Source organism: Paenibacillus sp. Soil766 (assembly GCF_001428105.1).
GTDB lineage: Bacteria > Bacillota > Bacilli > Paenibacillales > NBRC-103111 > Paenibacillus_E.
This window is the reverse complement of sequence record NZ_LMSJ01000006.1, coordinates 1-26890: the sequence shown is the minus strand read 5'-3', so window position 1 is coordinate 26890 and position 26890 is coordinate 1. Positions and strand designations below refer to the sequence as shown.

General features: G+C 44.6%; 24 protein-coding genes. 15 read left to right on the top strand and 9 right to left on the bottom strand.

The window, feature by feature from the left end:
• Positions 1-3 precede the first annotated feature (3 nt).
• From ASG89_RS05650 to ASG89_RS05635, 4 genes are all read right to left on the bottom strand, one after another.
• Positions 4-546: a hypothetical protein gene (locus ASG89_RS05650; RefSeq protein WP_057309540.1), complete on the bottom strand. Its 543-nt coding sequence runs from the start codon at positions 544-546 to the stop codon at positions 4-6.
• A 230-nt stretch (positions 547-776) separates the two neighbouring features.
• Entirely contained in the window at positions 777-1730 is a 954-nt protein-coding gene (locus ASG89_RS05645; protein ID WP_057309538.1) for an NAD-dependent epimerase/dehydratase family protein, read from the bottom strand.
• 27 nt (positions 1731-1757) lie between these two features.
• On the bottom strand, positions 1758-3050 hold the full coding sequence (locus tag ASG89_RS05640; protein ID WP_057309536.1) for a UDP-glucose dehydrogenase family protein: 1293 nt from the start codon (positions 3048-3050) through the stop codon (positions 1758-1760).
• Positions 3047-4030, bottom strand: coding sequence for a sugar phosphate nucleotidyltransferase (locus tag ASG89_RS05635; RefSeq protein ID WP_057309534.1), 984 nt, complete (start codon positions 4028-4030; stop codon positions 3047-3049). Before ASG89_RS05635 ends, ASG89_RS05640 begins: the two co-directional genes overlap by 4 nt.
• A gap of 237 nt (positions 4031-4267) precedes the next feature.
• Between ASG89_RS05635 and ASG89_RS36160 the strand changes: the two genes are divergently transcribed.
• On the top strand, positions 4268-4678 hold the full coding sequence (locus ASG89_RS36160; protein ID WP_162259676.1) for a hypothetical protein: 411 nt from the start codon (positions 4268-4270) through the stop codon (positions 4676-4678).
• A 278-nt stretch (positions 4679-4956) separates the two neighbouring features.
• Here the strand turns inward: ASG89_RS36160 and ASG89_RS05625 are convergent, their stop codons facing one another.
• Together ASG89_RS05625 and ASG89_RS35420 are read right to left on the bottom strand one after the other, a co-directional pair.
• Positions 4957-6099 carry a glycosyltransferase family 4 protein gene (locus ASG89_RS05625; RefSeq protein ID WP_057309530.1) on the bottom strand — a complete coding sequence of 381 codons (1143 nt, stop codon included), beginning with the start codon at positions 6097-6099 and terminating at the stop codon, positions 4957-4959.
• A 19-nt stretch (positions 6100-6118) separates the two neighbouring features.
• Positions 6119-8266: a CotS family spore coat protein gene (locus ASG89_RS35420; protein ID WP_082592766.1), complete on the bottom strand. Its 2148-nt coding sequence runs from the start codon at positions 8264-8266 to the stop codon at positions 6119-6121.
• Positions 8267-8606: 340 nt separating this feature from the next.
• Here ASG89_RS35420 and ASG89_RS05615 point away from each other — a divergent pair, with 340 nt between their 5' ends.
• The 10 genes from ASG89_RS05615 to ASG89_RS05575 all read left to right on the top strand — a co-directional run bounded on the left by ASG89_RS05615 (position 8607) and on the right by ASG89_RS05575 (position 18159).
• Positions 8607-9053 (top strand): DUF1761 domain-containing protein, encoded by a 447-nt coding sequence (locus ASG89_RS05615; protein WP_057309528.1) that lies wholly within the window; start codon positions 8607-8609, stop codon positions 9051-9053.
• A 108-nt stretch (positions 9054-9161) separates the two neighbouring features.
• Positions 9162-9896, top strand: a complete 735-nt coding sequence (locus tag ASG89_RS05610) for a phytanoyl-CoA dioxygenase family protein (RefSeq protein WP_057309526.1) — start codon at positions 9162-9164, stop codon at positions 9894-9896.
• A 65-nt stretch (positions 9897-9961) separates the two neighbouring features.
• Positions 9962-10798: a helix-turn-helix domain-containing protein gene (locus ASG89_RS05605; RefSeq protein ID WP_057309524.1), complete on the top strand. Its 837-nt coding sequence runs from the start codon at positions 9962-9964 to the stop codon at positions 10796-10798.
• Between the two features lie 73 nt (positions 10799-10871).
• Complete coding sequence (locus tag ASG89_RS36155) at positions 10872-11042, top strand: hypothetical protein (protein ID WP_157276535.1); 171 nt, start codon at positions 10872-10874, stop codon at positions 11040-11042.
• 323 nt (positions 11043-11365) lie between these two features.
• Positions 11366-12694: an ABC transporter substrate-binding protein gene (locus tag ASG89_RS05600; protein WP_057309523.1), complete on the top strand. Its 1329-nt coding sequence runs from the start codon at positions 11366-11368 to the stop codon at positions 12692-12694.
• Between the two features lie 81 nt (positions 12695-12775).
• Entirely contained in the window at positions 12776-13645 is an 870-nt protein-coding gene (locus ASG89_RS05595) for a carbohydrate ABC transporter permease (RefSeq protein ID WP_235549631.1), read from the top strand.
• 4 nt (positions 13646-13649) lie between these two features.
• Positions 13650-14477, top strand: a complete 828-nt coding sequence (locus ASG89_RS05590; RefSeq protein WP_057309521.1) for a carbohydrate ABC transporter permease — start codon at positions 13650-13652, stop codon at positions 14475-14477.
• 131 nt (positions 14478-14608) lie between these two features.
• Positions 14609-16390: a sensor histidine kinase gene (locus tag ASG89_RS05585; protein WP_057309519.1), complete on the top strand. Its 1782-nt coding sequence runs from the start codon at positions 14609-14611 to the stop codon at positions 16388-16390.
• On the top strand, positions 16391-17188 hold the full coding sequence (locus ASG89_RS05580; protein WP_057309517.1) for a response regulator: 798 nt from the start codon (positions 16391-16393) through the stop codon (positions 17186-17188).
• Positions 17189-17250: 62 nt separating this feature from the next.
• On the top strand, positions 17251-18159 hold the full coding sequence (locus ASG89_RS05575) for a phytanoyl-CoA dioxygenase family protein (protein ID WP_057309515.1): 909 nt from the start codon (positions 17251-17253) through the stop codon (positions 18157-18159).
• A 332-nt stretch (positions 18160-18491) separates the two neighbouring features.
• Here ASG89_RS05575 and ASG89_RS05570 read toward each other — a convergent pair whose 3' ends face one another.
• The 3 genes from ASG89_RS05570 to ASG89_RS05560 form a co-directional block, all read right to left on the bottom strand.
• Positions 18492-19346 (bottom strand): helix-turn-helix domain-containing protein, encoded by an 855-nt coding sequence (locus ASG89_RS05570; RefSeq protein ID WP_235549630.1) that lies wholly within the window; start codon positions 19344-19346, stop codon positions 18492-18494.
• A gap of 1016 nt (positions 19347-20362) precedes the next feature.
• On the bottom strand, positions 20363-21127 hold the full coding sequence (locus ASG89_RS05565) for a hypothetical protein (protein WP_057309513.1): 765 nt from the start codon (positions 21125-21127) through the stop codon (positions 20363-20365).
• Between the two features lie 37 nt (positions 21128-21164).
• Entirely contained in the window at positions 21165-21407 is a 243-nt protein-coding gene (locus tag ASG89_RS05560; protein ID WP_235549629.1) for a hypothetical protein, read from the bottom strand.
• Positions 21408-21574: 167 nt separating this feature from the next.
• Between ASG89_RS05560 and ASG89_RS05555 the strand changes: the two genes are divergently transcribed.
• The 4 genes from ASG89_RS05555 (at position 21575) to ASG89_RS05540 (ending at position 26334) form a co-directional block, all read left to right on the top strand.
• A complete protein-coding gene (locus ASG89_RS05555) occupies positions 21575-22669 on the top strand; it encodes a glycosyltransferase family 2 protein (RefSeq protein WP_057309511.1) in 1095 nt (364 codons plus the stop codon).
• Complete coding sequence (locus ASG89_RS05550; RefSeq protein ID WP_057309509.1) at positions 22666-23292, top strand: glycerol-3-phosphate acyltransferase; 627 nt, start codon at positions 22666-22668, stop codon at positions 23290-23292. The genes ASG89_RS05555 and ASG89_RS05550 overlap by 4 nt, the downstream gene beginning before the upstream one ends.
• 580 nt (positions 23293-23872) lie before the next feature.
• A complete protein-coding gene (gene trhA, locus ASG89_RS05545; protein ID WP_057309508.1) occupies positions 23873-24517 on the top strand; it encodes a PAQR family membrane homeostasis protein TrhA in 645 nt (214 codons plus the stop codon).
• Positions 24518-24906: 389 nt separating this feature from the next.
• Positions 24907-26334 carry a HEAT repeat domain-containing protein gene (locus ASG89_RS05540; RefSeq protein WP_057309506.1) on the top strand — a complete coding sequence of 476 codons (1428 nt, stop codon included), beginning with the start codon at positions 24907-24909 and terminating at the stop codon, positions 26332-26334.
• The last annotated feature ends 556 nt before the right edge of the window (positions 26335-26890 follow it).

Here is a 26890-nt window from a genome sequence, read left to right as displayed (position 1 = left end):
GTATTATTTTACTTCGGAAAGAAGAAATTTATCGTTCACTTTTTTCGTTGTATACGTAACGCCATCTTTCGTCGTGAATTTAACGAGTTCAGGTGTGTTGGCTTTATCGAATGTGATTTCTTCTTTTTTTGTTGTTAAGATATTGGATGTGAAGTACGACTTCGTGTTGGTAAGGGATGTCGCACCAGCCTTCGTATCAGTTACATAATGATTTACTAGTGTATCAAGCATCGCGGCATCGACATAGTTAGCAAGAAATTTCTTAGCTGTTTCTTTATCTGTTGCAGCAATCGGATTTACCACGAAAGCGCCATCTGCTGATTTGGCTTCAGCAAATAAGTAATCTACTTTTTCACGTGCAATTCTTGCAGCGATATAGCCTTTCATGTTAATTGTATCTTGGGTTACAGCTGCGGTTGCTTGTGGAGCTACTGTTGCTGTCGCAGCAGGTGTCGGAGAAGTTGTGGAGTCTTTGGACGTACATGCAGCGCCTGTAACGGCCATAGTTAGTATAAGAAGCCCTGCAGCTGTTTTATTCAATGTCATTGGTGTACACCTCGTCTATAATTATGTACTGGCTTATATTGTTAATTAATCCGAATTCTATGCTAATAGGATAGCCAGCAAGATAAAAATATAAACGATAAGAGTGGGAATTGCAACCGTGAGAGAGAGCTATTGTGCAAGAGAGCGGTAAATAGGTCGATTATTTGTCCAAATTACGAATTTAATTCGATGGTGGTTAGAATTGAAGTTTATCCCAATAGAAAAACCCCTTATAAATAAGGAGTTTGGGATAAATCTATGATTTCTGCTTGTAATCCCGTGCGTAAATCCGTTTTCGGTTGGTAGCCTAGCAGTAATTGTGCTTTACTGATATCAGCCCAAGTATGACGAGGCTCTCCAGAGGCTGTGCCAAGAAATTGCCTGTCTATTTTGCGTTCAAATAGATCCTCAAGAATGGCGATGCAATCAAGGACAGAGGCGCGTTCTTTGCCTCCGATATTGATGGTTTCGCCAATGATATTCGTCGCATAGGCCGTTGCTGCAATGGCTTCCACACAGTCGCCAACAAAAGTAAAATCGCGAGTTTGAAGGCCATCGCCGTTGATAGGAATTGGCTTATTGTGCCGAATATGCTGGATAAACCGATGAAAAGCCATGTCAGGACGCTGTCTAGGACCGTACACAGTGAAGAATCGTAATACAACGATTGGTAACGCGTCCTTCGTTGCATAAACCTTACAGAGCTGCTCTCCAGTCAGTTTGGTGATCCCGTAAGGTGAGAGTGGCACTGTCGTAGCAGATTCATTCACTTGATTCGTTTTTTCGCCATATACGGAGGATGTCGATGCATACACGATTTTGCTGACGGGATATATCCGACAACCTTCAAGTAGACGTTGTGTGGCTTCGATGTTATTCGTGACGTAGGTTTTAAAATCTTCTCCCCAGCTTGATCGCACACCAGGCATGCCTGCCAAGTGATAGACAACGTCCACACCAGGAAGAAGCTCCGCCCAGGGGACATGCAATAGATCCTGGTTTATGAAGGTGAATCGAACATGAGGATGTAAAAAACGAAGATTATATGTTCTAACTGGAACAGGAGTTGGTGATTTCTGAACCAAAGCATCTAATCCTATGACTTCGTTTCGTGGATCTTGGAGAAGTTTTTCACAAAGATGAGATCCGATAAAGCCCGCTGCGCCTGTGACGAGTATTTTCATTCCATGTAACCTCCCATCTTAGAGCGATTATCTATTTCCAATGCCATAGTAATCATAGCCTAGCTTGGTCATTTCTTTGCCGATCAGCGCATTTCTGCCATCAAAAATATAATAATCATTCATAAGAACCTTTAGTTGCTGCCAATCTGCCTCTCGATAGACTTTCCACTCCGAACATAAGATGACTGCGTCGCAATGCTGCAATGTGGTCTCAAGCGCTTCGAATTGTTGAACTTTATCAGATTGTAAGGTTACAGGAAGTTTGGCGACGGGATCATGAACCCGAAGATTCGCTTGTTTTTGCTGTAATTGTTGAATGATGGAGAGCGCAGGTGCTTCCCGTAAATCATCTGTATTAGGTTTAAATGAAATGCCGAGAATCGCAATGGTTTTACCGCTGAATCCACCTATTTTCTGCTCCCATATGTTCAAAAAGTGTGAAGACTGTGAGTTGTTAACGGCAACAACTCGTTCAAGAATGCTCATTTCAACTTGTTGCTCTTTCGCCGAGTATAAGAGAGCCATGCTGTCTTTTGGGAAGCAAGATCCACCATAACCGATTCCAGCTTTTAGAAAATGGGGGCCAATCCGTTGGTCCAAACCCATTCCTTTGGTGACATCGGTGACATTGACCTCCAGCGACTCGCAAAGTCTTGCCAATTCATTAACATAGGAAATTTTAGTTGCCAAGAAGGCATTCGATGCGTATTTAATCAGTTCGGCTGTTCGGGGGCTGGTGACAAAGATAGGAGCATGTATGCTGCCATATAAGGATTGAATGACATTTGCGGCTTGCTCATTATCGCTTCCAATAATAATGCGATCCGGATTCAGTGAATCAAACAAGGCACTGCCTTCCCGAAGGAACTCGGGGTTAGATACAACATCGAAGGGGTGAGGATGGATTTGAGTTTCTTTGACCCACTTGACTAGTTTGCGGTTTGTATCTATAGGAACTGTGCTTTTCACAGTAATAATTTTATAGTCATCCATGTATGTGCCAATACTTTGAGCTGCCCCACGGACAGCCTGAAGATCAGCGCTTCCATCTTTATCAGAGGGGGTACCAACACATATGAAAATGATGTTATTCTCACGAATCCCCTTTTCTGGAGAGGAAATAAAATTGATTTTACCTGATGCAATATGTTTTTTAATTAACAGGTCCAGTCCTGGTTCATAGAAGGACAATTTACCCTCAGATAATGCCTGGATTTTCATTGTATCCGTATCTAACCCCGTAACTTGCCAGCCGAGTTCTGCAAATACCAATCCAGTCGTAACGCCAACATACCCCATACCCATGATTAGAATGTTCATTTTCCTGACCCTCCATCTTTTTGCACAAACATCGATTGTGGACTAATAATCGAGTTTGTCATTGGATTGTGGTTAGGATTAAGGAGGGCGTACTCAAGTAAAATACTGTTCTCTAACATACAACTTTCGAGTCTGACATTGGGGCCAATCGTCACGTAAGGTCCAATCACGCAGTTAATTAATTCAGCACTTGGATCGATACATACAGGCGGGATTATAGTAGTTCCTGGGTAATCCGTTCGAGTCGTTAACAAACCTTCCTCCTCTAAAAGCCTCAGCATCCATCTATTCGCTTCCAGCCAGCCTTCCATAGTTCCAACATCGGAGAAATTCTTATCTGTTATTTGATAGGCTACCGAATATTGTTGATGAATCAACCACTGAATGGCATCCGTAATTTCGTACTCGCCTCTGGCAGAGGGACTGATCGCATGCACAGCTTTAAATATACTTGGTTTAAACGCATAACTCCCCAGAACCGCAAGATCTGACTTGGGTTCTGAAGGCTTTTCTTCCAGACCAATAATGCGATCTTCATTCACTTCAGCAATTCCAAATTGCTTGGGATTCGTCACTTTTCTTAGGAGGATGGCTGCATCATGGTTCTCATGTGTAATTGCGTGACATAAACCATGAAGATCTTGGGTAATCAAATTATCCCCAAGGAGCAGAACGAAGGGTTCGTTGTCTATGAAAGATTCGGCGTGTTTTACAGCGTCTGAGATACCCAAAGGATTAATTTGATAAATATATGTGATGTGTACATTCCACCTTTCACCAGCACCTACTTCTTCCATAAACATGGCATGAAGATTGGTCCGAATTACAATTCCGATCTCATTGATGCCTAATTCCACTAGCTTTTCAATACCATAATGAATTAAGGGTTTATTCGCCACTGGAAGCAGACCTTTAGGTTTTAAATTGGTAAAAGGTTGGAGTCTAGTACCATTGCCTGCACAGAGAATTAATCCTTTCATAAGCTTTTACCTCCTTGTCTATATGAAGACATTATTAATTTATGATGAAGAATTATGATGTGTAAGGGCTTTTCACAGGGAAAATAAGCTGATATGTATACGTTTATGGAAAATCATCTAGCGGGACAACATAATCCGCCAATTTACTCTATTAAGAGCCTAAGCATGAAGAAGGAAAAATCATAGTATACATGGAGACATTAAAGTTTCTAATTTATGGCGAGAGGAATGATTTTTTTGGAAAGTTTAGAACAATTACTCAGTTATTTAAAAGCGCATCCTGAAGTGACAGAGATCTCATTGGAGTTTGAGAATGGTGACAAAGACAAGGTTGATTTAACTGAAATCAATGATGTAGAGAAAGACATCGCTTGGGCGGAAGTTGATGAAGTTGAGGTAGAATTAGCTGACGGTACTAAATTAGCGTTTGGTGCAGAAGATGACGAAGAGGACGAAGAGGACGAAGAATCAGAGGAATCAGACGACGAAGATGAAGAAGATGAAGAAGACGAAGAAGACGAAGAAGTATCAGTGTCAGCTGTAAGCGAAGAAGATGAAGAAGACGAAGACGACGACGACGATGATGACGATGACGATGACGATGACGATGACGATGATGAAGATGAAGACGAAGACGAAGAAGCATAAATGGAATCATTTAACTGATATCAAAGAGAGTTGGTCAAGTAAGTAGACTGCATACTATTAGCTTGACACTCCATGCATGAAAAACCTCTTACTCTTGTTATGGCTTCTGCTAGTTTTGCAGCGGATCCATGCTCGTAGAAGAGGTTTTTCTGCCAATCAGGGTACGGAGCTAACTAGGATTGCTCTGAGATTTATGGCAAAAAAATGGGCTGTCCCTAAGTAGTAGTAACTACTTTTGGGACAACCAGTAGGTTAACTAGAAATATCCACGCTTATACTTATCTTTGTTCCCAGACGGCAAGAATTTCCTGAGCAACGCGTTCCCATGGGAAATTTTGTTCTGCCAATCTTCGCCCGTTAAGGCCCATATGTCGTGCATGGTTCATATCCGATAACAACGAATTTAGTTTTTGGGCATATTCGCTCGGGTCTTCAGGGTTATTAATGAGTATTCCGTTATTATTCTTAACAATCTCTGGATTGCCACCTCTAGCTGTTGTAAGGAAGGGTAATCCAGCTGCCATCGCTTCATAATGCACACGTGCTAACGGCTCCTGCCAAATAGATGTACAAACAAAGACATCTCCTGCGCAGAACCAGCGGTGAACATCTTGCGCTTGAACATACCCGGTTGTTATGACGGGCAGAGGTGAGCGCACAGCAAGCGCTCTGACGTAAGCGACATAGTCACTGACCGAGTTATCGCTGAACCAGGCACCGCCGACGACAACGAGTACGGCATCAGGATGGTTGATTTGAGACATCGCGCGCACTAAGACATGGGGCCCTTTATTACGGGTGAGCCTCCCGACGAATAGAATAACTTTCTTGTTGGAAAGATTGTATTCAGTCCTTATGCTCTCTCGAGCGCTCTTTGCCTGTTCAGACTCTAGCCAAGGAGCAAATCGATTCAAGTCAACGCCGGAATAGATCGATTTTATTTTGTCTGCTGCATGGGGATAGTAATCACAGATAGCCGTTCCGATATATTGACTAATGGTGATAATACGCTCAGTTTGTTCGATAACTTTATTTCCCTCATTAAGTTCGATCTTAAAGGGATTGAACATATCGTTATGCATACTTAGAATAATCCGTGCTGAAGGCGAAACGCTCCTAATAGGAAGGACTAGTAAAGGGCGGTTGAATATTTGTATAATATCATAATGTTCCGCCGTATTTTGTAAAAATTGGATAACCCCTGCAGCGTATGGTTCAAGCAGACCATGTGACTCCACACGAACGTAGCGAATACCATTCCTGTCTTCATCGTTTGGTAAAGCAGGGTCCGTTCTACCCAAAATGGTAATTCTGTGATGTTTACTTAGTAGCGAAGCCACACCGTCAATATAGGTCTGAATAGCTCCCCCTCGAATGTTAGGGACAGGCAGCTTTTCCGTACAAATCATCAGAATGTTCACAAGTTAACAGCTTCCTTTCTCAGGCAGTCCTTTTTCTGGATTGAATCTGCCTTTTTTTCCACGGCGGGGGTACATTCTTATTCGTTTGGGGTTGTCGTATTTTATTCATCGTTGGCTTCGTTACACGTTTAACAGGCTTCTTGAGTCCCAGTTTACGTTTCATTTGTTTCTTAATAGGCCGGCGTATAGTCTTCAATTGTTTTTTAGCACGCCATGTTTTGAAGCCCCAGATAATCTTTATACCTGAGATACGCTTCCATTTCGTGAGTCTTTTTAGTTTTCTTCGTTTCAGAGACCGGGTTTTCTTGATGATTCTGGTTTTTTTCAATACGCGCCGTTTCCTAGGAACGCGAAGTTTAAACCGCTTTTGTCCGCGAGCAGGGATTTGAATGAATACTGGCAATGGAGGCACGGCGACAACAGCATCAACAGCATCAGCAGCAGGGTCTCCTGCAGATACAGTCTCTGGTGGAATTGGAACCAACACAGGCTCTGATAAAGCCGGAGCTTTGGCGTAGTCACTTTTTGGTTTGCGTGTAGAAGGAATGGTGACCATAACAGGCGCTGGTGTATAAGGTGCAGGGGTGACTTTCTCATTGACTGGTTTCTTCGCATAAACAGGTTCCTCTACTGCAGGCAGCTCAGCATATATTGGTTTTGGCGCAAGTGGAATTGGTATGATCTCTTCAACAGCAGGCATAAAAGGTGTGACTGGCGTAGCAGGCACGACTGGCATAACCGGTGTAGCAGGTACGACTGGCTCCACTGGCATAGCAGGTACGACTGGCTCCTCTGGAGTAGCAGGTACGACTGGCTCCACTGGCATAGCAGGTACGACTGGCTCAATTGGCGTAGCAGGTACGACTGGCTCAACTGGTACAGCAGGTACGACTGGCTCAACTGGTGCAGCAGGTACGACTGGCTCAACTGGAGTAACTGGCGTAACTGGAGTAAGAGGAGTAACTGGCATATCGGAATAAATTGGAGTCAACAAATCTCCAGGAAGGACTACGGCTGGACGTTCGATGTTCGGTTTGACGTAATCCGCCGAGTAGTCTCCAACAGCGTAGTTGGCCTTATCTTTTTCAAGTTCCGTTAATGCCTGCCATTTACTTGATTCAGTCGTCATGACCCTTTGAAGAATTGAAGTAAGCTCAGTGTCAAGAAACAGTTGAGGATTAAATACAATTTCTTTGACATGCTTATAGAATTCATTTGGAAACGCCATATCGATCCACAAGATTTCGAAGGTTTCTTGATCAAGAGGATTTGCACGATGATAAGCGTCAATCATGCCGCGAATCCAAGTCAAGTCCCACACACCCATATCATCCATGGTACTTGTGATCAATTTACGTAAGTCACGTATAGGCAAATCGTAGGAAACGCCGTCTAAATCAATAACCCAGATGCCGCCTGGCCCCATTTGGCCGTTCGACCATCCGAAGTCTTGATGGGCAAGTCCCCAGTGGGGTTCACCTTTGGCTAACATTGCGTTGTATGGGGAATTTTGGAAGCGAGTATACATGTCGTTAGCTTGCCGCTTGAATTCCTCAATGACGGCAAGTAAATTGGCACTTGCTGCGGTATCAGAGTAGGCGAGAGCGATATCCTGAAACCATCCGATTTTGGCAATTATTTTTTCGTAATATTTGCCCCAGCCGTAGATGCGCGAGGATTTCTCCGAACCGCTAGGAGGGACATAGCCTTTAGAGTTTTTGTGAAATTCCCCTAAGCCAAAACACAGCTGAGAGGCTCCATCTAGGTCAACTTTAGAAACGGGCACCAGTGGTTCGATCCAGTCGGTAACGATCCAGAGCTTACCACCTGCTTCAACGTAGAAATGGCCTTCCTTCGTAGGAATGAAAGACGGAACTCGGTGACCTAAACCGGACATATACGCTTGAGCACCAACACTGAATAGACTTCTTCTTGGCCGTCTGTGCAGACATTTAATACTGAGATTGCCCTTACTTGTGCCGATTTTCCAAATTGCTCCGCCCTTATCTGGTTTGGAAGTAATTAAGAGCATATCATTGACCTGAAAGTCATAATGTCCCAATACTTCTCGTGCCAGCATTTCTAATCCAGGAGGAACATACATGTTAGCTACGATTCCTGGATCCAAGACGTCATTAATCCAGGGAACGATTTGATAAGTTTCCACCACCATCACTCCATCACGTATTTTAAAGTGAATTGTACGTTCTAAGCACTTACAGATGCTGCGAAATTGCAATTTGTACTTCATTTCTATACAACTTGGTACTGCTGCAATTACAAAAGGTCACCTCACATAAACCAGTTTAGGTTTATCTAATTCTATGCATATGTCATTAGGTGAATGGTTGATATGTACAAGAGTGGAACTTCATGAAAAACGGCTAGACTTCAGCATACCTTTTTACACAAAATAGGAATTGACATGAAACCAAAAGGTTGTCTATAATGTAAAGCGAAACCAAATGGTTTCGTAAAACTACATAGGTATGAAGAGGGGATTCGATATGCTTTTCGATGTAATTAATTATTGGGCTGTATTCGTTACAGGGATATTATCATTAGTGTTAGGCTTTCTTTGGATGGCCGTAATATGGGCAAAACCTTATCAAAAGCACATGTACGGCAAGAATGGCCAAGAGCAGCTTAACGTAAGTAAAGCGGATAAGATTCAATCATTTGTGATTTATATTGTTGTATCGTTTGTAACTTCTATTGCATTCGCGATATGTTTAGAGCTATGGCAGGCTGGTGGACAGGCATTTGGCTATGATGGAGAACGGTTATCCAATGCCTTCTGGTTTACAATGCTGCTAGCGGCGGGCTATACACTTCCGTTCACAGTTGGCAAAAAGGTGTGGCAATTCAAAAGCTGGCTTGTGGTGGCTGTTGATACCTCCTATGAGATTGTTCGCTTCACGATGCTGCTGCTTGTGTTCTGGTTCTGGACGTAAAGGATCTGAAGATATGCTAACTTCTTCTAAGCTTATGATAAGCCTTCAAATCCTCCTACGAGGTATAGTAAGTGTGTAGATAAGAACACACATTCAGGAGGGATCAAGATGAGTAAATTAACGCAAGAAGAAGTAGCATTTTATAAGAAGAATGGATATTTTCTGTATGATAAGCAGTTATTCTCCGCTGAGAAACTTGCAGAATTAACGGAGTTATTCGAGGATCAACTGAAGCAGAAAGGCAGCAAGTTGTCTGATGAGTTAGATACACCGCATTTCCGGGAAGATCGCTTGTTGAACTTTCTATTATCCGATGAAGTGTTGGATCTGGTTGAGCCAATTATCGGTCCTAACATCGGGCTTTGGTCCTCTCATTTTATTTGCAAGGATCCGTTTGTAGGGCGAGCAACGCCATGGCATGAGGATTCTGCTTATTGGAAAGGTCGTGTCAGTAGCTTCGATAACATCATTACCGTATGGTTGGCGATCGATAACAGCACGAAGGAAAATGGCTGTATGCAAGTCATTCCAGGTACGCACGCGAATGGATTTTCAGAGTACGAGAAGGTAGACGGCAAGAAAAATCTTTTCAGTACGCAAATCAAAAATATGGATACATCCACAGCTGTTCATTTTGAGTTGCAAAGAGGTCAATGTTCCCTGCATGATTCACGTATTATTCACGGCGCTGATCCCAACAAGAGTGAATTTCGCCGCTGCGGCTACACCATGCGTTATTTCTCCACAGATACGAAGGTTTTTGAGGATAAAAACCCGAACTTCAAAGTATGGTTAGCTCGTGGTAAAGATCTAGCTGGAAATAAATATGCAAATGTAGAGTAGAAGGAATTGTTACTGTCATCAGAGAAATCTTATGATATACAAAATAGGCAAAGAGGGGGAAGCGGATGAAGAAACAACCGGTGAGATTAACGAACGAACAATTTATTCATCCTTCTTCCTCCTTTCAAATTTTCTTTCAACATATCAATGAGCATCATGCCCTGCATTGGCATGAATTCTATGAACTTTGTTTTGTGCTTCGAGGTAGAGGCATGAACATTGTGAATGGAACTGAGCATGAATTGCGAAAAGGCAGCTTGTTTCTCTTAACTCCCGCAGATTTCCATGAAATTTATTCGTATCAGAATGAACCCATGGAGCTATATAATCTAGTGTTTGATGAGGAATTATTGGATCAAGAACTGCGAGAGTTCATGTTTGGGCAAGTTGCCGAATATATGGTTGACCTGAACGAGACTCATCATGATGTCATTGATTCAGAGTTCAGATTAATACGTGACGAGGTTCAAACGAAGAAACCTGGACATTCTATTGTGATCAAAGGGGCATTCGAGCGAATCCTCTTGTATCTATTCCGAACTTATCATGAACATAAAGGTCTGTCAGAGTTGCAGGTCACGCCATCACAGTCCTCGACGCTACAGCGAGCGCTTGTATATATGCATCATCATTTTCGGGAAGAACTTCGTTTAGAAGATGCTGCTAAGCAAGCTGGCTTGGCACCGAATTATTTTAGTCTCGTTTTTCATAAAATGACAGGTATTTCGTTCCAAATCTACTTGCAAGGGTTACGGTTACAATTTGCCAAATCACTCTTGCAAGCCTCAGATATTCCGATTACAGAAATTTGCTTCGCATCAGGATTCAATACGTTAACGCATTTCGAAAGAGCCTTTAAGCAGAAATATGGAAGTTCACCACGAACCTTTCGTTCTACCTAAAGGTGTAGGTGTGTGATACTCGCCAGAAGTGTATAATAGATGTATCTTATGTACACAAAGGGGACAACTTCTCATGATTACTTGCAAATCGTGTTCCAAACTAACTGAACTCCAGAAGCAGCGTTGCACACACTGTGGGGCCATGTTAACCTACACGGTTGCTGAGAAATTCGATATGATGGCCGAATTGGTGGAACAAGCACTGAAACAGGAGCTCGAAGCAAGAAGACGATTGAAGCATTAGGCGAGTAGTTTGGCATAGAAGACAGCTGGATTCCTCAGCGTGAGACACCCGACATAGTCTGGTGTTTTTTTGTGTTGAAGCGATTGAACTTCTCAAAAGATCATCGAGCAAACCTATAATCGTGAGATTGAATTGTCAGAGTTAGCGAATCAAGTGTATGTAACAGCGAAGGGGGCTTCTGCCCCCGAATTCCACCCCGGTTTTCACTGAAAAGTGGAAATACAGTACAAGGAAAAACAAATGAGCGCCATTTTACTCGAGGCATGGTCGTTTTATAATAAAAATGTAAGCGCTACACAAACTAGTTCATTGGGGGAAATAGGATGAAGAAGACATTAGTAGCCACAACATCGATTTGTTTATTTGCCATTTTACTCGCAGCATGCGGAACCGAATCAACAACAACGACAGCTAGCCCATCACCTGCAGCCAAAGCTACGACTGCAGCGGCTACGCCAGCTCCAGCGACGGAAGCTCCCAAAGCAGCGAATCCGAATGATGATATTAAAGGGAAGATCGTGTTCGCAACGAACCGCACAGATTTAATTGATACGAAGCTGAAAGAATATAAGGAAGCCTTCAAGAAGAAGTTCCCGAATGCAGATGTGGAATTCGAAGCACTGAAGGATTATGAAGCCGCTATTAAATTACGCTTGGCGACTGCGGAAGTGCCGGACGTTGTTCTGATTCCGAATATTCCGAATACACAGCTTCCTGATTATTTTGCCCCGCTGGATGATCTTGGTCTGAATGATAAAATCCGCTTTAAAGACTACAAAACGGCGAACGGCGGCACTTATGGCCTCGTAACTGGCGGCTCTACAACAGGCATCGTATACAACAAGAAAGCCTTCGCAGATGCCGGTATCACAGCGCTTCCGAAGACGCTCGATGAGTTTTATGCGGCATCTGAGAAGCTAAAAGCGAAGGGAATTGTACCTCTAGCAACCAACTACAAAGACAAATGGCCGCTTTACACATGGCAGCACGTAGCGGTAGCGATGTCCGGCAATCCGAACTTCTGGAATGATCGCATTAAGCAGGAGAACGCTTTTGACCCGAACGGAGCTTTCGCCAAGTCCTTAGGCATCCTCAAAACGATGATCAGCAAGGGATACGTGGAAAAGGACATTAACTCCTCCAACTGGGAGCAGTCCAAGAAAGATGTAGCCTCTGGCAAAATGGCGATGTACCTCTTGCCGAACTGGGTGATCCCGCAAGTGATCGAAAATGGTACGCAAAGTGCTAACGTCGGCTTCTTCCCGATGCCTTTCGATAACTCAGGTAAGCTGACTACGTTGATGACACCTGACTATTTCTATGCCGTTAGCAAAAATAGTAAAAACCTCAAAACAGCTAAAGCTTTCGTGAAATGGTTAATTGAAGATTCCGGTTATGATGATTTCGCAGGCTTCATTCCATCATTAAAGGATAAAAAGTCTTCCGTCACGCAATTATCTGACTTCCTGGCTACGAAAGACTTGAACTTCGTTGAAATCGCAGCGGATAACAGTGACGCTATGGCGATCCAAAACAAAGCACAAATCGATCTAAACGATATCGCACAAGAAGTGGCGGTAACGGATGTGGCCAAAGTATTTGATAAATACAACAAAAAATGGGTAGATGCGAAGAAAGCGCTCGGTAAGTAAGCGTTAAGCGTGTGAGGGCTGAGTGATCGTTCGCAAGCATTCAGTCTTCTTTTTCAAATTAAAGAGCAATGAGGTATGGAGATGAGCTACCAACAACAAAAAATCACCTTAATCGTATCCTTCCTAATCGTGCCACTCGTGCTGCTGTTGACATTTACCTACTATCCAGCTTTGAGACTTATTTACTTAAGTTTTACATCATGGGATGGATTAACACCGGTTAAGACATGGGTTGGATTTTCAAATTACCAAGAGATTATGGGGAATAGGGAAGTCTTCTATATTTTCCTCCATAATGTTGCTTACTTCGTAGGTGGCATCCTGCAAAATGTTGCAGCCTTTTTCTTCGCAGTCCTGTTAAACAGTAAGCTCAAAGGACGTAATATGTTTCGGACGGTCTTATTCCTGCCCTACATTATGAATGGGGTCGCTGTAGCGTTCATGTTCGGCTATGTTTTCGATACGAATACGGGTTCATTGAATTATTTCTTAAGTTTGATAGGTATGGATCCTATTTCTTGGTTAGGAAAACCAGGTCTTGTCAACATCTCTCTGGCTTCGATTGGTGTATGGAAATTCATGGGTTTCAATATGGTTGTGTACTTAGGGGCCCTGCAATCGCTCCCCGAAGATCTCTATGAAGCAGCAAGAATAGATGGTGCACGAAGATTGCAAGTGCTTCGCTACATTACAATACCTGGTATGAGGAAAATCATCGAGCTTAATCTGTTTCTGACTGTGATTGGGGCTTTGGAGGTATTCGACCTGCCCTTCGTCCTAACCAAAGGTGGCCCTTTGGCAGCAAGTAAAACGTATGTTCAGCAAACAGTGGAGACCGCGTTTCAATATAATAACTTTGGACTCGCTTCTGCGATGAGTGTGTTATTGATGATCGTCGTCATTGTCGTAGTATCCGCACAACGGAGAATTGTTGGAGGAAAGGAGGAGTGACACCATGAAAGCAAGACCAATCACATCGACAGTGAAATACGCACTATTATCTATGGCAAGTCTGATTATCTTTTTCCCGTTGTACATTTTGTGTGTAAATGCGTTTAAGGGGAGCAAGGAATATGGCATGTCCAGTGCGTTTTCTCTGCCAAACTCCTTTCTGAATTTTGAGAATTTCCAGATTGTATTTGAACGAGGCAATCTCGGGCAGGCGTTTCTGAATACGACAATTGTGATCGGCTTATCCTTGATTGGCAATATTGTCATGGGAACGATGGTGGCGTATGTGCTCGGGCGCTTCAAATTCCCTGGTCGTTTTCTCATTCTGGGGCTTTATACTGGAGCAGCGATTATTCCGGCGATTACGACTCAGGTGGCGATTTTCTCTATTATCAAATGGTTGGGTTTGTTTAACACGCACTTCGCTCCAGTTCTCTTGTACATTGGTGCGGACGTTGTCCAAATCTACATCTTACTGCAGTTTATTCGCAATATCCCTTATGAGCTCGATGAGAATGCGATGATCGAAGGTTTATCCCTCTACGGCATCTTCTACCGCATTATCATCCCGCTGTTAACACCAGCCATTTCAACGGTTATTATTTTGAAAACCATCTCCATTTATAACGATATGTACACGCCATATTTGTATATGCCTTCGCAGAAGCTAGGTGTGGTTTCGACCACCTTGATGAAATTTACCGGGACGAATAGTGCTGAGTGGCAATTGATCTGTGCAGCCATTCTAATCATCCTGCTTCCGACGGTATTGTTATATTTGTTCCTGCAACGGTACATTTTCTCCGGGATTACGAATGGATCTGTGAAATAAAAAGCTTGCAGGACACCGCATCTGACGAGTCGAAATAGTAACCCAAGGCCCTTATTTAAGTGCCATGGGTTTTCTTGAATTTTATAAAGAAAGGGCTTACATTCATGAGGAAGAGCTAGGGGGAACTTGTTGTGCTAAGCGAAATATGGCATTGGATTGTGAGGCTGTCACTCACTCAGAAGCTGATTACAGTGTTTGTCATTGGGATCACAGTGCCGATTGTTACGATCTCGATGATCTCGTATGCAAGTTATTCCAAATCGATCGAAAAAAATACAGCCCTCTATGTTAATCAGATTTCGCAGAAAATACTAGAGCGCGTGGATCAGTATGTATCCGATATTAAGCGCGTAACGGGCAGTCAAATTTATATGCAGGATATTCAGGAGTCCCTCGCCAATCCCAACAAAACGGTGGAAGAAAATAACCGCCTCCAGAATTTTGTGAAAGGCTTGAACAGCTTGAAGAATGATACGGAGTCTGTGTATATTTTTGATAATTATGGCAACATGTACGATAGCACCAAAAATGATACGATCCGGGCCAACATTCGGCAGCAGGCTGTGGATTTACGACAACAGGTACGGAATGCTCAAGGCTCTTCGATCGTGATCTCTACACAGAAACTAACCGTTGGTCATACCGATAAATATTATTTCTCGATTGCCCGAGAATTGAAGAATACGAACTCCTTAGAAGGTATTGGAATGATCATTTTTGACTCGAGAATCCAAGTAATTGCGGATGCCGTCCGTGAGTTGGATGAAGTCACCAAAGGCAGGACCATGGTACTTGATGATCAGAATACGGTGATCTATGATAGCGAGCAGAAATGGATTTCTACGAATGTGGCTAGCAATGAACTCGTGCAGAAAGCAGTTGGGGCGCAGGGCAGCTTCAAAGTGACGATCGAAGGGAAGTCATATTTAACCTCTTATACAACGTCGGAAGTAACGGGGTGGAAGCAAATTGTTTTCATTCCTGTGGATCATCTGACAGAGGAGACGCGGGTAACACGGGATTTCACGATGATTCTCGTCCTATTTTCCATTACCGTAGCATTAGTGACTTCCGCCATTATTGCAATTGCTTTGACGCGGCCATTAAGGACGCTGATGAGGACGATGAAGCAGGTCAATAAGGAGAATTTGGATGTCCAAATCCCAGTGAAATACTCGGACGAGTTTGGCATACTGGCGAAGCATTTTAATAATATGATTAGAAGAATCAATGAGCTGGTGGAAGAAGTCTATCAGACGCAAAATCGCAAACGCGAAGCTGAACTAAGGTCGCTTCAGCATCAAATTAATCCCCATTTCATTTATAACACGCTGGAAGTGATCCGTATGACGGCTGAAGTAAAACGAGATTATGAGATTTCGGAAATGACTTACAATTTGGGGGAGCTGCTGCGGTACGGCATTTTGCGGGGAACGGATCAAGTGACGATTCATAAGGAATTGGATCATTTGGAGAAATATGTGGCGTTGCAAAACTTTCGTTTCTCCAAAGATATTCAGCTGGAGTTGAACATCAGCGAAGGGCATCTGAGCTACCCTGTGATTAAACTTTTATTTCAACCTATCGTGGAAAATGCCATTCTGCATGGGTTTGAAATGAAGGAAGAGGATTGTCGGATCACGATTAGTTCTTACACGGATAAGCAAGCGATCTATTTTACCGTTAGGGATAACGGGTGCGGCATGGAAGAATCGCAGCTGAAAATTATTCGGAATGCGATGCTAGGTTTGCAGCAAGAAAATCGTTCTAACATCGGTATCGCCAACGTGAATGAGCGTATTATTTTGCAGTATGGTGTCCCATTCGGTTTGCAAGTGAACAGTGAAATCGGGGGCGGCACGACTGTATCGATTGTCCTACCGGTTCTGGAAGCATGGAAGGAGAGCGCATAAATGACGATGAAAATGTTGATAGTCGATGATGAACAGCGGATTCGGTTAGGACTTCAAGCCATGGTTGAGGCTATGGATTTGCCTATTGAAATAATAGGGCTGTGTGCGCATGGAATTCAAGCATTAGATAAAATGAGTGGCTGGGAAGCTGCGGATTGCAAAATACTTCTGACCGATATCAAAATGCCTATGATGGACGGGATGAAGCTGATCGAACGAACAAGGTCGGATTATCCGGATGCACATATTATTCTCTTAAGTGGATTTAATGAATTCGAGTATGCCCGTCAAGCAATTCGATTCGGTGTGGAAGAATATTTATCGAAGCCGGTGAACAAGAAGGATTTATTTCAAGTTTTGAAGCGAGTTGGGGAGCGTTTTGCGGTGCTGGATTCATCTGAAAAGGAAATGAATGATCACTTATCTGTGGAGCCTAAGGTTCACAAGAAGCAAATCATTGCGGATGTCATTCGTATGCTGGAGTCAGATCTGAATCAAGCATTTGAGTTGAATGAGCTCTCCGCTAAAGTAGGTTTGAATCCTAGTTATTTGTGCAAGTTGTTCAAAAGGGAAACGAAGAAGACGATCACCGATTACGTGACTGATCTGCGAATTATAAAAGCGAAGCATATCTTGGAGGATTATCCAGATGTGAAAATGTACGAAGTAGGCTCGCTTGTGGGTTACTCAGATCCGGTGTATTTCACGAAGTTATTTAAAAAGTCTGTCGGCATGACGCCAAAGGAATATCAAAGTGGACATTGTGCTTTTGGCAACCATAATGCCTGTTTAGACTAAAGATTTTCGCTAACCGATGCAGTAAAGTAAAGGTATGAAAGATATTTGAGGAGGTTGTTCGCATGAGCCAACAAAAGATTCAGATTCCTGAAGCCGATGCATTACTGCAAGATGAAATTACGAGTGAGCAAGCGCAGTTTTTCTTAGAAAATGGTTTCCTTGTTATTCGAAATGTGGTAGTTGGAGAGGAGCTTAGACTCCTGCAGGAGCAAACGATGAAGGCCGTAGATATTGGGATGGCTGGAAGCGATGACGAGGATTATATGTACCGTGTGAGGAAAAATGGTGAACGCAAATATTGGCGGACGGAGTTTATTATCGACAAGCAAGAGGCGAATAAGGCGTTGCTTGCGCATCCGTTTATTTTAAGATCGGTAGCGAAGATTCAAGGAGTTAACTTCATTCCAACGTGGGATTCCTTAGTTGTGAAAATCCCGAATCAAGCGGCCAGCGTGCCATGGCACCGCGACGCGTTAGTGCCCGTAGGTTGCACAGATCCGCGTCCAATCTTCAATGTTGATTTCTATTTGGATGAAGCAGATCTGAAATCATGCCTGTGGGTAATTCCTGGCTCGAACAACTGGGAAGCTGAGGTTGCCGAGGAACGCTGCGCACGCCCAGGCTTCGATGTCAGCGATGCTGTTCCCGTGCCAATGAACCCTGGTGATGTCATTTTCCACAATATTCAGCTGCTGCATGGCTCACCTGAGGGAGATGGCAATGCCCTTCGCCGTACCGTTTATTACGAGTTCCGCCCGGGTGAGATCGAAGCGGAGTTTGGTCCTCACACGCTAGAGTATCTATCATTGAAGCAGCATATGCTCGTCGATTGTATCGAGAAGCGCAAAGAAGCGGCTTATACATCAGGAGAAACACCGTATGATTATCAGCCTAAAGGCGCATTCGCGATAGGTACGAAGCAGGTGCCGAAGACGTACCGGTATACGCATACGGAATATTGGCGTGCTTAAGTAAGAATGAGGCTGTTCCTCCTGGGGACGGCCTTTCTGTTGTCGATTCTCACGTACGAAGATGAAATAGATGGATTTTATGTGGTTAAATCATCGGGGAATTCTTGTTTTTGCCGAATTGATGGAAAATCTACAGCTAATTAGTGCAAGTTTAGCCGGAATGGGCAGAAGAGGCAGAAATAGATACATAAAATCCAGTTGGCTCGTTCAGTGACCTCGTCTCATCACTCCCAGCCGACCAGTCATCTCATCAAAGTTCAACCTCAAACTCAACTAGTCACTCAATCAACTCATCACCGACCAGCCGCAATCCCAACTAACATCCTAATGAGCTATGAATAGATCAAATTCGAACAAAACTGGGTTAAACTTTGCCCCGTTTTTTTCTTGAACATGCGCCCGAAAGTGTGGACATCCGAATACCCGACGCGATCTGCGATTTCACTGAAGGAAAGGTTGCTGTGTATGGCTAACTCTTTCGCCTTGTTGATGCGGATCCATGTTAAATACTGCATAGGAGACATGCCGACATGTTGGCGGAATAAGGTCAAAATGTAGTTTTTGCTGAGACCAGAAACGGTTTCCAGTTCTCTAATTTGTATTTCGCGGTCGTAGTGCTCGGTGAGATAGTTTTTGATTAAGACGAGTTTGGGCATCGTGAGTGCGTCGGTTTTGGTGCGGGTTAAACCCGTTTCGAAAGCTTGCGCGGCTTCGGCAAGAATACGCATGAGTAGGCTTTGGCAGTGCATTTGATGTATAAGACCTGGTTGGCGATAATGCGAAACAAGCTGGGAAAGCATCGTTTCTACCGGGTGATCCGCGAAATTACCGAGCAGATGCTTATGTTTGAAGAGGTCCTCGTAGGGGAACGCTGACGTACCAAAATGAAAGACAAGTGAAATACATACATAAGGACTGTGATCTTCTTTGATAATCGAGTGTCGTTCATTCGGACGATGAAATAAGAGATCACCGCGGCGTGTCTCGTAGGGATTATCGCCAACAGGATAGTGTGCAAAACCATCGACGACATATTGCAGAATATACTGCGTCATCTCTCGATTGTGTATCGCCCATTCCTGAGGGGCATGGAACATATGAGCCAATGTAATATAAGGCGGAAAGTGGTAATCCGTAAGCATACCGATCGTTTCTGCCGGCTGCATGGTTGTCAGGTTTGGAGCCATCTGATCAGCACCTTTCTTAGTGCTAATTATAGCATGAAGGGTTGGTTTTGCAGAGTGCCTTTGGCAACAGGTTGTGGTAGAAAGTGAGAGGGGATGAAGAACAAATCTAGCTACTTGTTGGTGTGTGGTTTGTGTCCATGTAGCTCATGCACATAGGGTTAGTATGTAGAGCGTATATTGGTGCGGATGAGGTGTGGCGGTACGCGAGGAAATAAGGCCCATTTTGGGCCTTATTCCGTCCAGAGCGCCAGGAAAGTGAGCGCAGCGGAGGCGATAGCGCCCATTTAGGGCGCTAAAGTTCAGGCGCAACCTCGCGCGGTGTGGAATAAGGCCCATTTTGGGCCTNTCCAGGAAAGTGAGCGCAGCGGAGGCGATAGCGCCCATTTAGGGCGCTAAAGTTCAGGCGCAACCTCGCGCGGTGTGGAATAAGGCCCATTTTGGGCCTTATCCCGTCCAGAGCGCAAGGAAGGCGAGCGCAGCGGAGGTGATTGCGCCCATTTAGGGCGCTAAAGTTAGTTCGCGAGGCGGTACGCGAGGAAATAAGGCCCATTTTGGGCCTTATTCCGTCCAGAGCTCCAGGAAAGTGAGCGCAGCGGAGGCGATAGCGCCCATTTAGGGCGCTAAAGTTCAGGCGCAACCTCGCGCGGTGTGGAATAAGGCCCATTTTGGGCCNCTCCAGGAAAGTGAGCGCAGCGGAGGCGATAGCGCCCATTTAGGGCGCTAAAGTTCAGGCGCAACCTCGCGCGGTGTGGAATAAGGCCCATTTTGGGCCATATCCCGTCCAGAGCGCAAGGAAGGCGAGCGCAGCGGAGGTGATAGCGCCCATTTAGGGCGCTAAAGTTCAGGCGCACCCTCGCGCGGTGTGGAATAAGGCCCATCTGGGGCCTTATTCCACTTACTTCACCAGGCGTCTCACTATTGGCCGACGCGGCCGCGACACCATAATGCCAGCCGCGCAAGCCGCCCAGCCAACAAAAAAGCTTCAGCCCCTAAAAGGGCTGAAGCTCCACTAATTCTTATTCCGTGACCTTTTGCATTTTACCCGGATTGTTGATTTTATACGGCACCGGATGCTTGCTCAGCTTTTTTGCAACGATTTTGCACTCGAAAGTGACCGTGTCGCCTACGGCGAGCTCAAGCTTTTTGAGCGTTGCGCTGTGGCTCGACCAAGCAGTGCCGATGTCCAAAGCGGGCTCGAGGATGGACACAGCTTCATAGATGATGACTTCATCATCCGTATCCGAGAAATTATTCGGCACGGTTGTAAACTCGGTAACGGTTGCCTTCATTTTCACTTTTTCTTCAGGAAGATCCAGTTTAGGAGCTTTCTCTTTTTTCGTTTTTTCCTTAGCAGGAGCTTTCTCAGCAGGAGTAGCTTGTCCATCTTTAGCATTATCTTCAGCTGTAACTTCAGCTTTCGCGGCTTTTGCTGCTTTGGCTGGCTTTTCTTCCGGCTCGGCAGTCTCCAACTCGTCCGCAACAGCGGCATCTTCAGCCAGTGCCGCACCACGTTGGCTATAGTTCGCTGCTTGCATTTCCTTCAAATAGGAGGGATGAATGCAGTGTAGCTGCTTCGTATCCAATTCAATGACAGCCGTCATAGGATCCACGAGACCGACGATGTTGCAAGCCACATTAAGGCTATTTCCTTTATAGAAAAAGGCTTTGGCTTTTACCGCTTTTTCAGAAACTAAACCCCATTCTTTACATTGCTCGATCAGCTCGGACTCTTCGTCAAAACGAGTAAACTCAGCTGGTTGAATAGCGAACGCATAATCCATATGTAATCAACCTTTCTATTCTATATAGAGGGAAAACTTATTTCGCTTCTTCCTCATTGTCTTCAGCGTTATATAGTTCTTCGTCTTCCAAATCCTCATCTTCTTCTAATCGGAAATCATCGGTCTTTTCCCCGTCTTCCCAAATTTCCACAAAGAGTGCATCGCAATTTTCAAAATCAGCTGGTCTAAACGCAAGCGCTTTTTCCTCGTCGGGACCGACATAAACATTCTCAAGTGTTTCCCCATCAAAAGAGAGGATGACATAAATTTTCATAGGCATGGTATGCCTCCTATTAAGTGATAAGCATTATTATAACATACGGAGTGAATTGTTCGCATGAGAAGCGATTGATCTTTCATATACATCTATATACCTGTATTCACGGATCGTTAAAATGTCTCGCACCGGACCCGTTAACAGTGGGATGTGAAGGAGGAGTTCCAAACATGGCGTTACTAGTCATTTGTTTCCTAGGGTGTCTGTCGGGTTTCTTAATCTTCAGAAGACAAGTGATACCTCGCAGCACCGATCAAGCGCTGAATGAAGTAAAGTTGTCTATTATTATTCCAGCTAGGAATGAAGCGGACAATCTTCCTCACCTTCTGCATGCCCTGAAAATACAAACTTTGGAACCCTATGAGATCATCGTGGTGGATGATTTTTCAGAAGATAACACGAAAGAATTCGCTGAACATTATGGTGTTACCGTTATTTCTAATCCTAAGCTGCCTGACGGGTGGACGGGCAAGAATTGGGCTGTTTGGAACGGCTATTCCCACGCCAACGGTGATCTCATTGCCTTCCTGGATGCAGATATTCGATTTGCACCGAGAGCATTAGAATGTTTGGTAAAAGCACGGAATAAATTAGGTGGCGTATTGTCGATCGTGCCCTACCATTACACGGAGAATCTAAGAGAGAGACTAGCGCTCATCTTCAATGTGCTCGGTGTATTTGCGTTTACGTCCCCTTTTGAAAAAAATAATAATCAGAAAGGCCTCTATGGGTCTTGTATTTTGACAACTAGGGAAGATTACGAATCAATCAAAGGCCACGAAGGCATCAAATCTGAAATGCTGGACGACCTTAATCTCGGTGCTACATATGCAAGAGCAGGCATTCCGGTGAACAATTTTATCGGCTATGGGCTGGTTTCGTTCCGAATGTATCCTCAGGGGCTGAAAAGTCAGATCCAAGGCTTCGGCAAAGGGGCTGTTCTAGGCACGTCTAAACTCAAAGCAGGCACACTTACACTAACCGCGATTTGGGCCATTGGGTTGGTGCTCTCAGCAACTTTCCCATTTTTCCTATCGACATCATGGGGCATTCCGCTTCTAATCGGGTACCTCTTGTACATGGCACAGCTCTTTTATTTTGTAAAATACGTTGGTATTTTCGGCATTGTTACGCCCGTGATACACATTGTGTCGACGTTATTTTTCATTATGGTCATGCTGTACTCGATGTATCAGGTCGTATTTCTAGGGCATGTGGCCTGGAAAGGGCGGCACGTCAAGGTAGGAAGCAGGCGAGAGCAATGATCATCATTTGGACGATTTGTGCTTTTGTATCGGGCGCGCTCATGTTTAGTTATTGGTTGGGTCGGTTAGCTCGAAAAAATTTAAAAACCGTCGGTGACGGCAATCCAGGCGCCCTTAATTTGTGGAAAGCTGCTGGGTTTCGGTTGGGTATTGCTGGGGTATTGCTCGATTTTGTCAAAGGGTATCTCGTCATTGTATTGGCAGTGGAAGTTGGCGGAATGTCTGGGTATGGACTAATCCCAATTGCGTTAGCGCCGATATTTGGGCATGCGTTTTCGCCATTTTTGCGGGGAAAAGGGGGCAAGGCGATCGCTGTTACGTTCGGCGTTTGGAGCGGCTTGACACTGTTTGAAGTGTCACTTGCGTTGGCGGTAATTTTGGCAATCATGCTAGGAGCGATGAAAGTCATAAACAGATGGAGGCCCCTATCGTCAGAGACGGATGGACAGCATGTTGTGATCGGGATGCTGCTGCTTGGCGTTTATCTGTATGTGAGGGACGCGGCGGCAATGCTGTTGTGGATCTGGGTGGGGAATACGCTGCTCATCATGTTCAAGCATCATAGAGAGTTGGCTGCATTGCTGCGTAAAAAGAAGAGGGAAAAAGAAGGAACTCCACTTTGAAAAGAAGGACACAACACGGAGCTACTTGAGGGAGAGAATCAAATTTGTTTTGAGAAGTGCTCCAGAGTTTGGTTTGGAGAAGAAGCAATCATATAATGCGTGAAGCACATGCCGCTAGCTCCTGTTTGTTGGAGTTGGCGGCGTTTAATTTTTTTACTAGCTAAATTAAGCCCGTGTGGTGGAAGTCTGACGAGGAGTTATCAAGTCATGATTACTGAAAAAGCCAATTGAGGCATGGAGATCGTCGGAATTATCGACTATCTCAGGCCCGAGAGGGGCAAAATTCGAGGAGATAGTCGAAATAATCGACTATCTCAGGCCCGAGAGAGGCAAAAGGCATGGTGATAGTCGAAATAATCGACGATCTAAAGCCCGAAAGAGGCAAGAAGCGAGGAGATCGTCGGAATTATCGACTATCTCAGGCCCGAGAGAGGCAAAAGGCATATAGATAGTCGAAAAATCGACTATTTATATGCCGCCAGTGGCAATTTACTGCCGACATCGCGCAAGACATCCCATACATACGCGCCACCTCCATGGGAAAAACTAGAACTAACACGCGAAAGGAGTGTCTTTGCCCATGGAGGATCAACTTGTACGCAAAGAAGAACGCTTAAACACGGTTAGCCATGGAATTGGCGTGTGTTTAAGCGTTTATGGGCTGATTTTGCTATTGCAGCGGTCTGTGCTTTTTGAGGATTGGTTGTACACGGCGAGTAACGCGGTGTTCGGAGTTTCCTTTTGCCTACTCTATGTGTCCTCTACACTGCTGCATGCTGTACGCTCACCTAAGTGGGGGAAGCGCTTCGAGATGCTGGATCATTCGGCAATATTCATCGCCATGGCGGGTTCCTATACGCCTTTCCTGCTTATTACCTGGCATACCCGCATTGCGATTGAGCTGCTCATCGTCATTTGGGCGCTAGCCTTCTGCGGTATAAGGTATGTGCATGTGATCATTGGGCGGTTTATGCCTTGGGGGCTGCTAATGTATTTAGGCATGGGAGCCTTCATGATGCTCTTCATTATGCCACTTTATGTGCGACTGCCGCATATGGCATTTATCTGGTTAGGGCTTGGTTTGATGAGCTACCTTGGCGGTGTACCTTTTTTCCTCTGGCACCAATTACGCTATCATCACACAATCTGGCACCTGTTTGTTCTGGCGGGAAGTACTTGCCACTTTATTGCCGTCTATAGCTACGTGATGCCCGCGATTCTATAAGCTAAGTTCGATGCGATGAAGGCCGAACTCCTGATGGGCCCAGTATTTCAGCCTTCGTCAGCTCGTCTTTGGCTACTTCACAAATCTCCTGCCAAATGAGCTCACCTGCTTGCTACAAAAGAAGAGTTCCCTCCATCATTGAGCTCTCAACCACATCCATATTATTGGCCATTTGAGTGGCTGCCTGTTTGCTCGCTGTTATTTTACAAGCGAATCGGAGCCGTTCTGATAGACTAAGAATCCAAGTGCTACATTTAAATAGCAGGTGGATAATAACACCTTAATTTTGTGCTAGTACGAATTAAGATTGTTTATTTAATGTTCGAATCATCATTCATATAATAAAAGCATGAGTCACACATTCCTTACATGCCAAGGAGGCAGAGACAATGCAAAGCCATACACCTTTATTATTGACTGATGAGCAAATGAGAACGTTTATTACGAATGGTTGCCTAATACTCAAAACAGATTTCCCACGTGAATTCCATGAAAGTTTAGTAGAGCAATTGAATACGGTGTATACCGAAGAAGGCAATCCAGGCAATAATCTTTTACCTCGAATTCGTGAGCTGCGCAGAGTTTTTGACCATCCGGTTGTGACTGGTGCATTGACCAGTGTACTAGGACCTAATTACATGATGCATGCGCATCGCCATGGGCATTTCAATGCTTCGAGTGTAGCTGGCGGTTGGCATAAAGATAGCTATTGGGGTTACAAAAGGATGCGCAATCATCACCCGCAATGGGCAATGATTATGTATTTCCCACAGGATACTCCTGTTGAATTAGGACCGACTGGCGTACTTCCAGGTACGCAAAACTATGAATCTCGTACTTTTGAAGGGAATGAACCTGAAGGTGAGGTTCTGGCGAGTGGGGAAGCGGGTACGTTTGCGTTAATTCATTATGATATTTGGCATCGCTCCACTCCGAATGTGTTGGGCCAGCCTCGTTATATGTTGAAGTTTGAATTTATGCGGACTGAGCTGCCGCAATCTCCGAGCTGGAACAATCAAGAGAGCGGATGGCGCAAACCGGAGGGGTTACAACTGCCAATGGGTGAGCATGATCTGATGTGGGAAGAGACGTGGAATTGGTTGTCGGGACAAGTTGGCAGTATCGCTAACACGATTTCTTCTGATCCGCAACGGATCGCTGAGTTGACAACGGGATTAAGCAGTTTGGAACCTGATGCGATTAATGCGGCTTATGAGCTCGCAGCAAGTGGTCCAAGTGGTGTGGAAGCTTTGCTTCAAGCCCTTCATAGCGAGAAAACAAATGTGTCGCGACTTGCTGCTTATGGCCTATCTGTAGCGGGGAATGATGCGGAAAGTGGATTGATTGCTGCATTGGCGACGGAGAATAATGAAGCTGGGAATTCAGAGGAAATCATCGCACATGCCGTGTTCGCGCTTGGTGAATTGAGAGGGCTCGCAAGTGATGCAGTACCAGCACTTATTAACTTGATGGGGCATCCTTCGGAGACGATCCGCTGCGCTGTCGTTGATGCTCTAGGTCTTATAGAATCTGGCCACGATCAAGTTGTGGCATGTTTGGGGGATGCGTTGCGGGATGAAAGCGCACAGGTGCGGTTCATGTCCAGCTTGGCGCTGTCCCGTTTAGGGGCAAGTGCAGAAGCAGCGATTCCACAACTGGAAATCGCTCTCGATGATGAGAACCGTTACGTACGTGCGCATGCGGCGGAATCCTTGCGCTATGTTGGCACAGAGCGTGCGAAAGACACACTCATTAAGTTCCTGCTTAACGCGCGTTGGTGCCCAACGACGACTGCGAAGAATGCGTTTTATCCTTAAGGTATTAACCGGAAGCAGCTCCCATACATGTGATGGGGGCTGCTTCTTTCGTCTGGTGGGTGGTATCTCGCCTCGCCGCTGGCTGGGTAGTGATGGGAGTTAACAGCTCCCTCTATGAAAGAATGTTACACGCCAACCATTTATCTACCGAAGTAACTAGCACACCCAAACAAACAATACTCTGAAGTAACTAGCACACCCAAACAAACAATACTCTGAAGTAACTAGCGCGCCAAAGTGACTAATACTCTGAAGTAACTAGCTCACCCAAGTGACTAATAATCCAAAGTGAATAGCGCACCAGAATAACTAATACTTCGAAGGAACCTGCTCACACAAGGAACCAACCTCCTCATGTAACCAATAGATGGAAAAAGTACAGTTAATTTACTCCAAAACAGGAGTTGAAATGAAATAAATGGAAAAAGTACAGCTATTCTTGACAGTTTCAGCCGAAACTCTTAAGCCCCCTAATTGGATTGGAGTCTTCAATATGCATGAAGTACAATATTGATGAGGGGGAATGAGATGTATGAAAAGCAATATCCTATATGAT

Excerpts from the sequence above, each read along its gene's own strand:
- ASG89_RS05550 (WP_057309509.1), top strand. The coding sequence starts at position 22,666 with ATGATCATCATTTGGACGATTTGTGCTTTTGTATCGGGCGCGCTCATG.
- ASG89_RS05635 (WP_057309534.1), bottom strand. The coding sequence starts at position 4,030 with ATGAAAGGATTAATTCTCTGTGCAGGCAATGGTACTAGACTCCAACCT.
- ASG89_RS05605 (WP_057309524.1), top strand. The coding sequence starts at position 9,962 with ATGAAGAAACAACCGGTGAGATTAACGAACGAACAATTTATTCATCCT.
- ASG89_RS05640 (WP_057309536.1), bottom strand. The coding sequence starts at position 3,050 with ATGAACATTCTAATCATGGGTATGGGGTATGTTGGCGTTACGACTGGA.
- ASG89_RS05560 (WP_235549629.1), bottom strand. The coding sequence starts at position 21,407 with ATGCCTATGAAAATTTATGTCATCCTCTCTTTTGATGGGGAAACACTT.
- ASG89_RS05615 (WP_057309528.1), top strand. The coding sequence starts at position 8,607 with ATGCTTTTCGATGTAATTAATTATTGGGCTGTATTCGTTACAGGGATA.
- ASG89_RS05575 (WP_057309515.1), top strand. The coding sequence starts at position 17,251 with ATGAGCCAACAAAAGATTCAGATTCCTGAAGCCGATGCATTACTGCAA.
- ASG89_RS05580 (WP_057309517.1), top strand. The coding sequence starts at position 16,391 with ATGACGATGAAAATGTTGATAGTCGATGATGAACAGCGGATTCGGTTA.
- ASG89_RS05590 (WP_057309521.1), top strand. The coding sequence starts at position 13,650 with ATGAAAGCAAGACCAATCACATCGACAGTGAAATACGCACTATTATCT.
- ASG89_RS05570 (WP_235549630.1), bottom strand. The coding sequence starts at position 19,346 with ATGGCTCCAAACCTGACAACCATGCAGCCGGCAGAAACGATCGGTATG.
- ASG89_RS36155 (WP_157276535.1), top strand. The coding sequence starts at position 10,872 with ATGATTACTTGCAAATCGTGTTCCAAACTAACTGAACTCCAGAAGCAG.
- ASG89_RS05645 (WP_057309538.1), bottom strand. The coding sequence starts at position 1,730 with ATGAAAATACTCGTCACAGGCGCAGCGGGCTTTATCGGATCTCATCTT.
- ASG89_RS05595 (WP_235549631.1), top strand. The coding sequence starts at position 12,776 with ATGAGCTACCAACAACAAAAAATCACCTTAATCGTATCCTTCCTAATC.
- ASG89_RS05555 (WP_057309511.1), top strand. The coding sequence starts at position 21,575 with ATGGCGTTACTAGTCATTTGTTTCCTAGGGTGTCTGTCGGGTTTCTTA.
- ASG89_RS05650 (WP_057309540.1), bottom strand. The coding sequence starts at position 546 with ATGACATTGAATAAAACAGCTGCAGGGCTTCTTATACTAACTATGGCC.
- ASG89_RS05600 (WP_057309523.1), top strand. The coding sequence starts at position 11,366 with ATGAAGAAGACATTAGTAGCCACAACATCGATTTGTTTATTTGCCATT.
- ASG89_RS05540 (WP_057309506.1), top strand. The coding sequence starts at position 24,907 with ATGCAAAGCCATACACCTTTATTATTGACTGATGAGCAAATGAGAACG.
- ASG89_RS05565 (WP_057309513.1), bottom strand. The coding sequence starts at position 21,127 with ATGGATTATGCGTTCGCTATTCAACCAGCTGAGTTTACTCGTTTTGAC.
- ASG89_RS05610 (WP_057309526.1), top strand. The coding sequence starts at position 9,162 with ATGAGTAAATTAACGCAAGAAGAAGTAGCATTTTATAAGAAGAATGGA.
- trhA (WP_057309508.1), top strand. The coding sequence starts at position 23,873 with ATGGAGGATCAACTTGTACGCAAAGAAGAACGCTTAAACACGGTTAGC.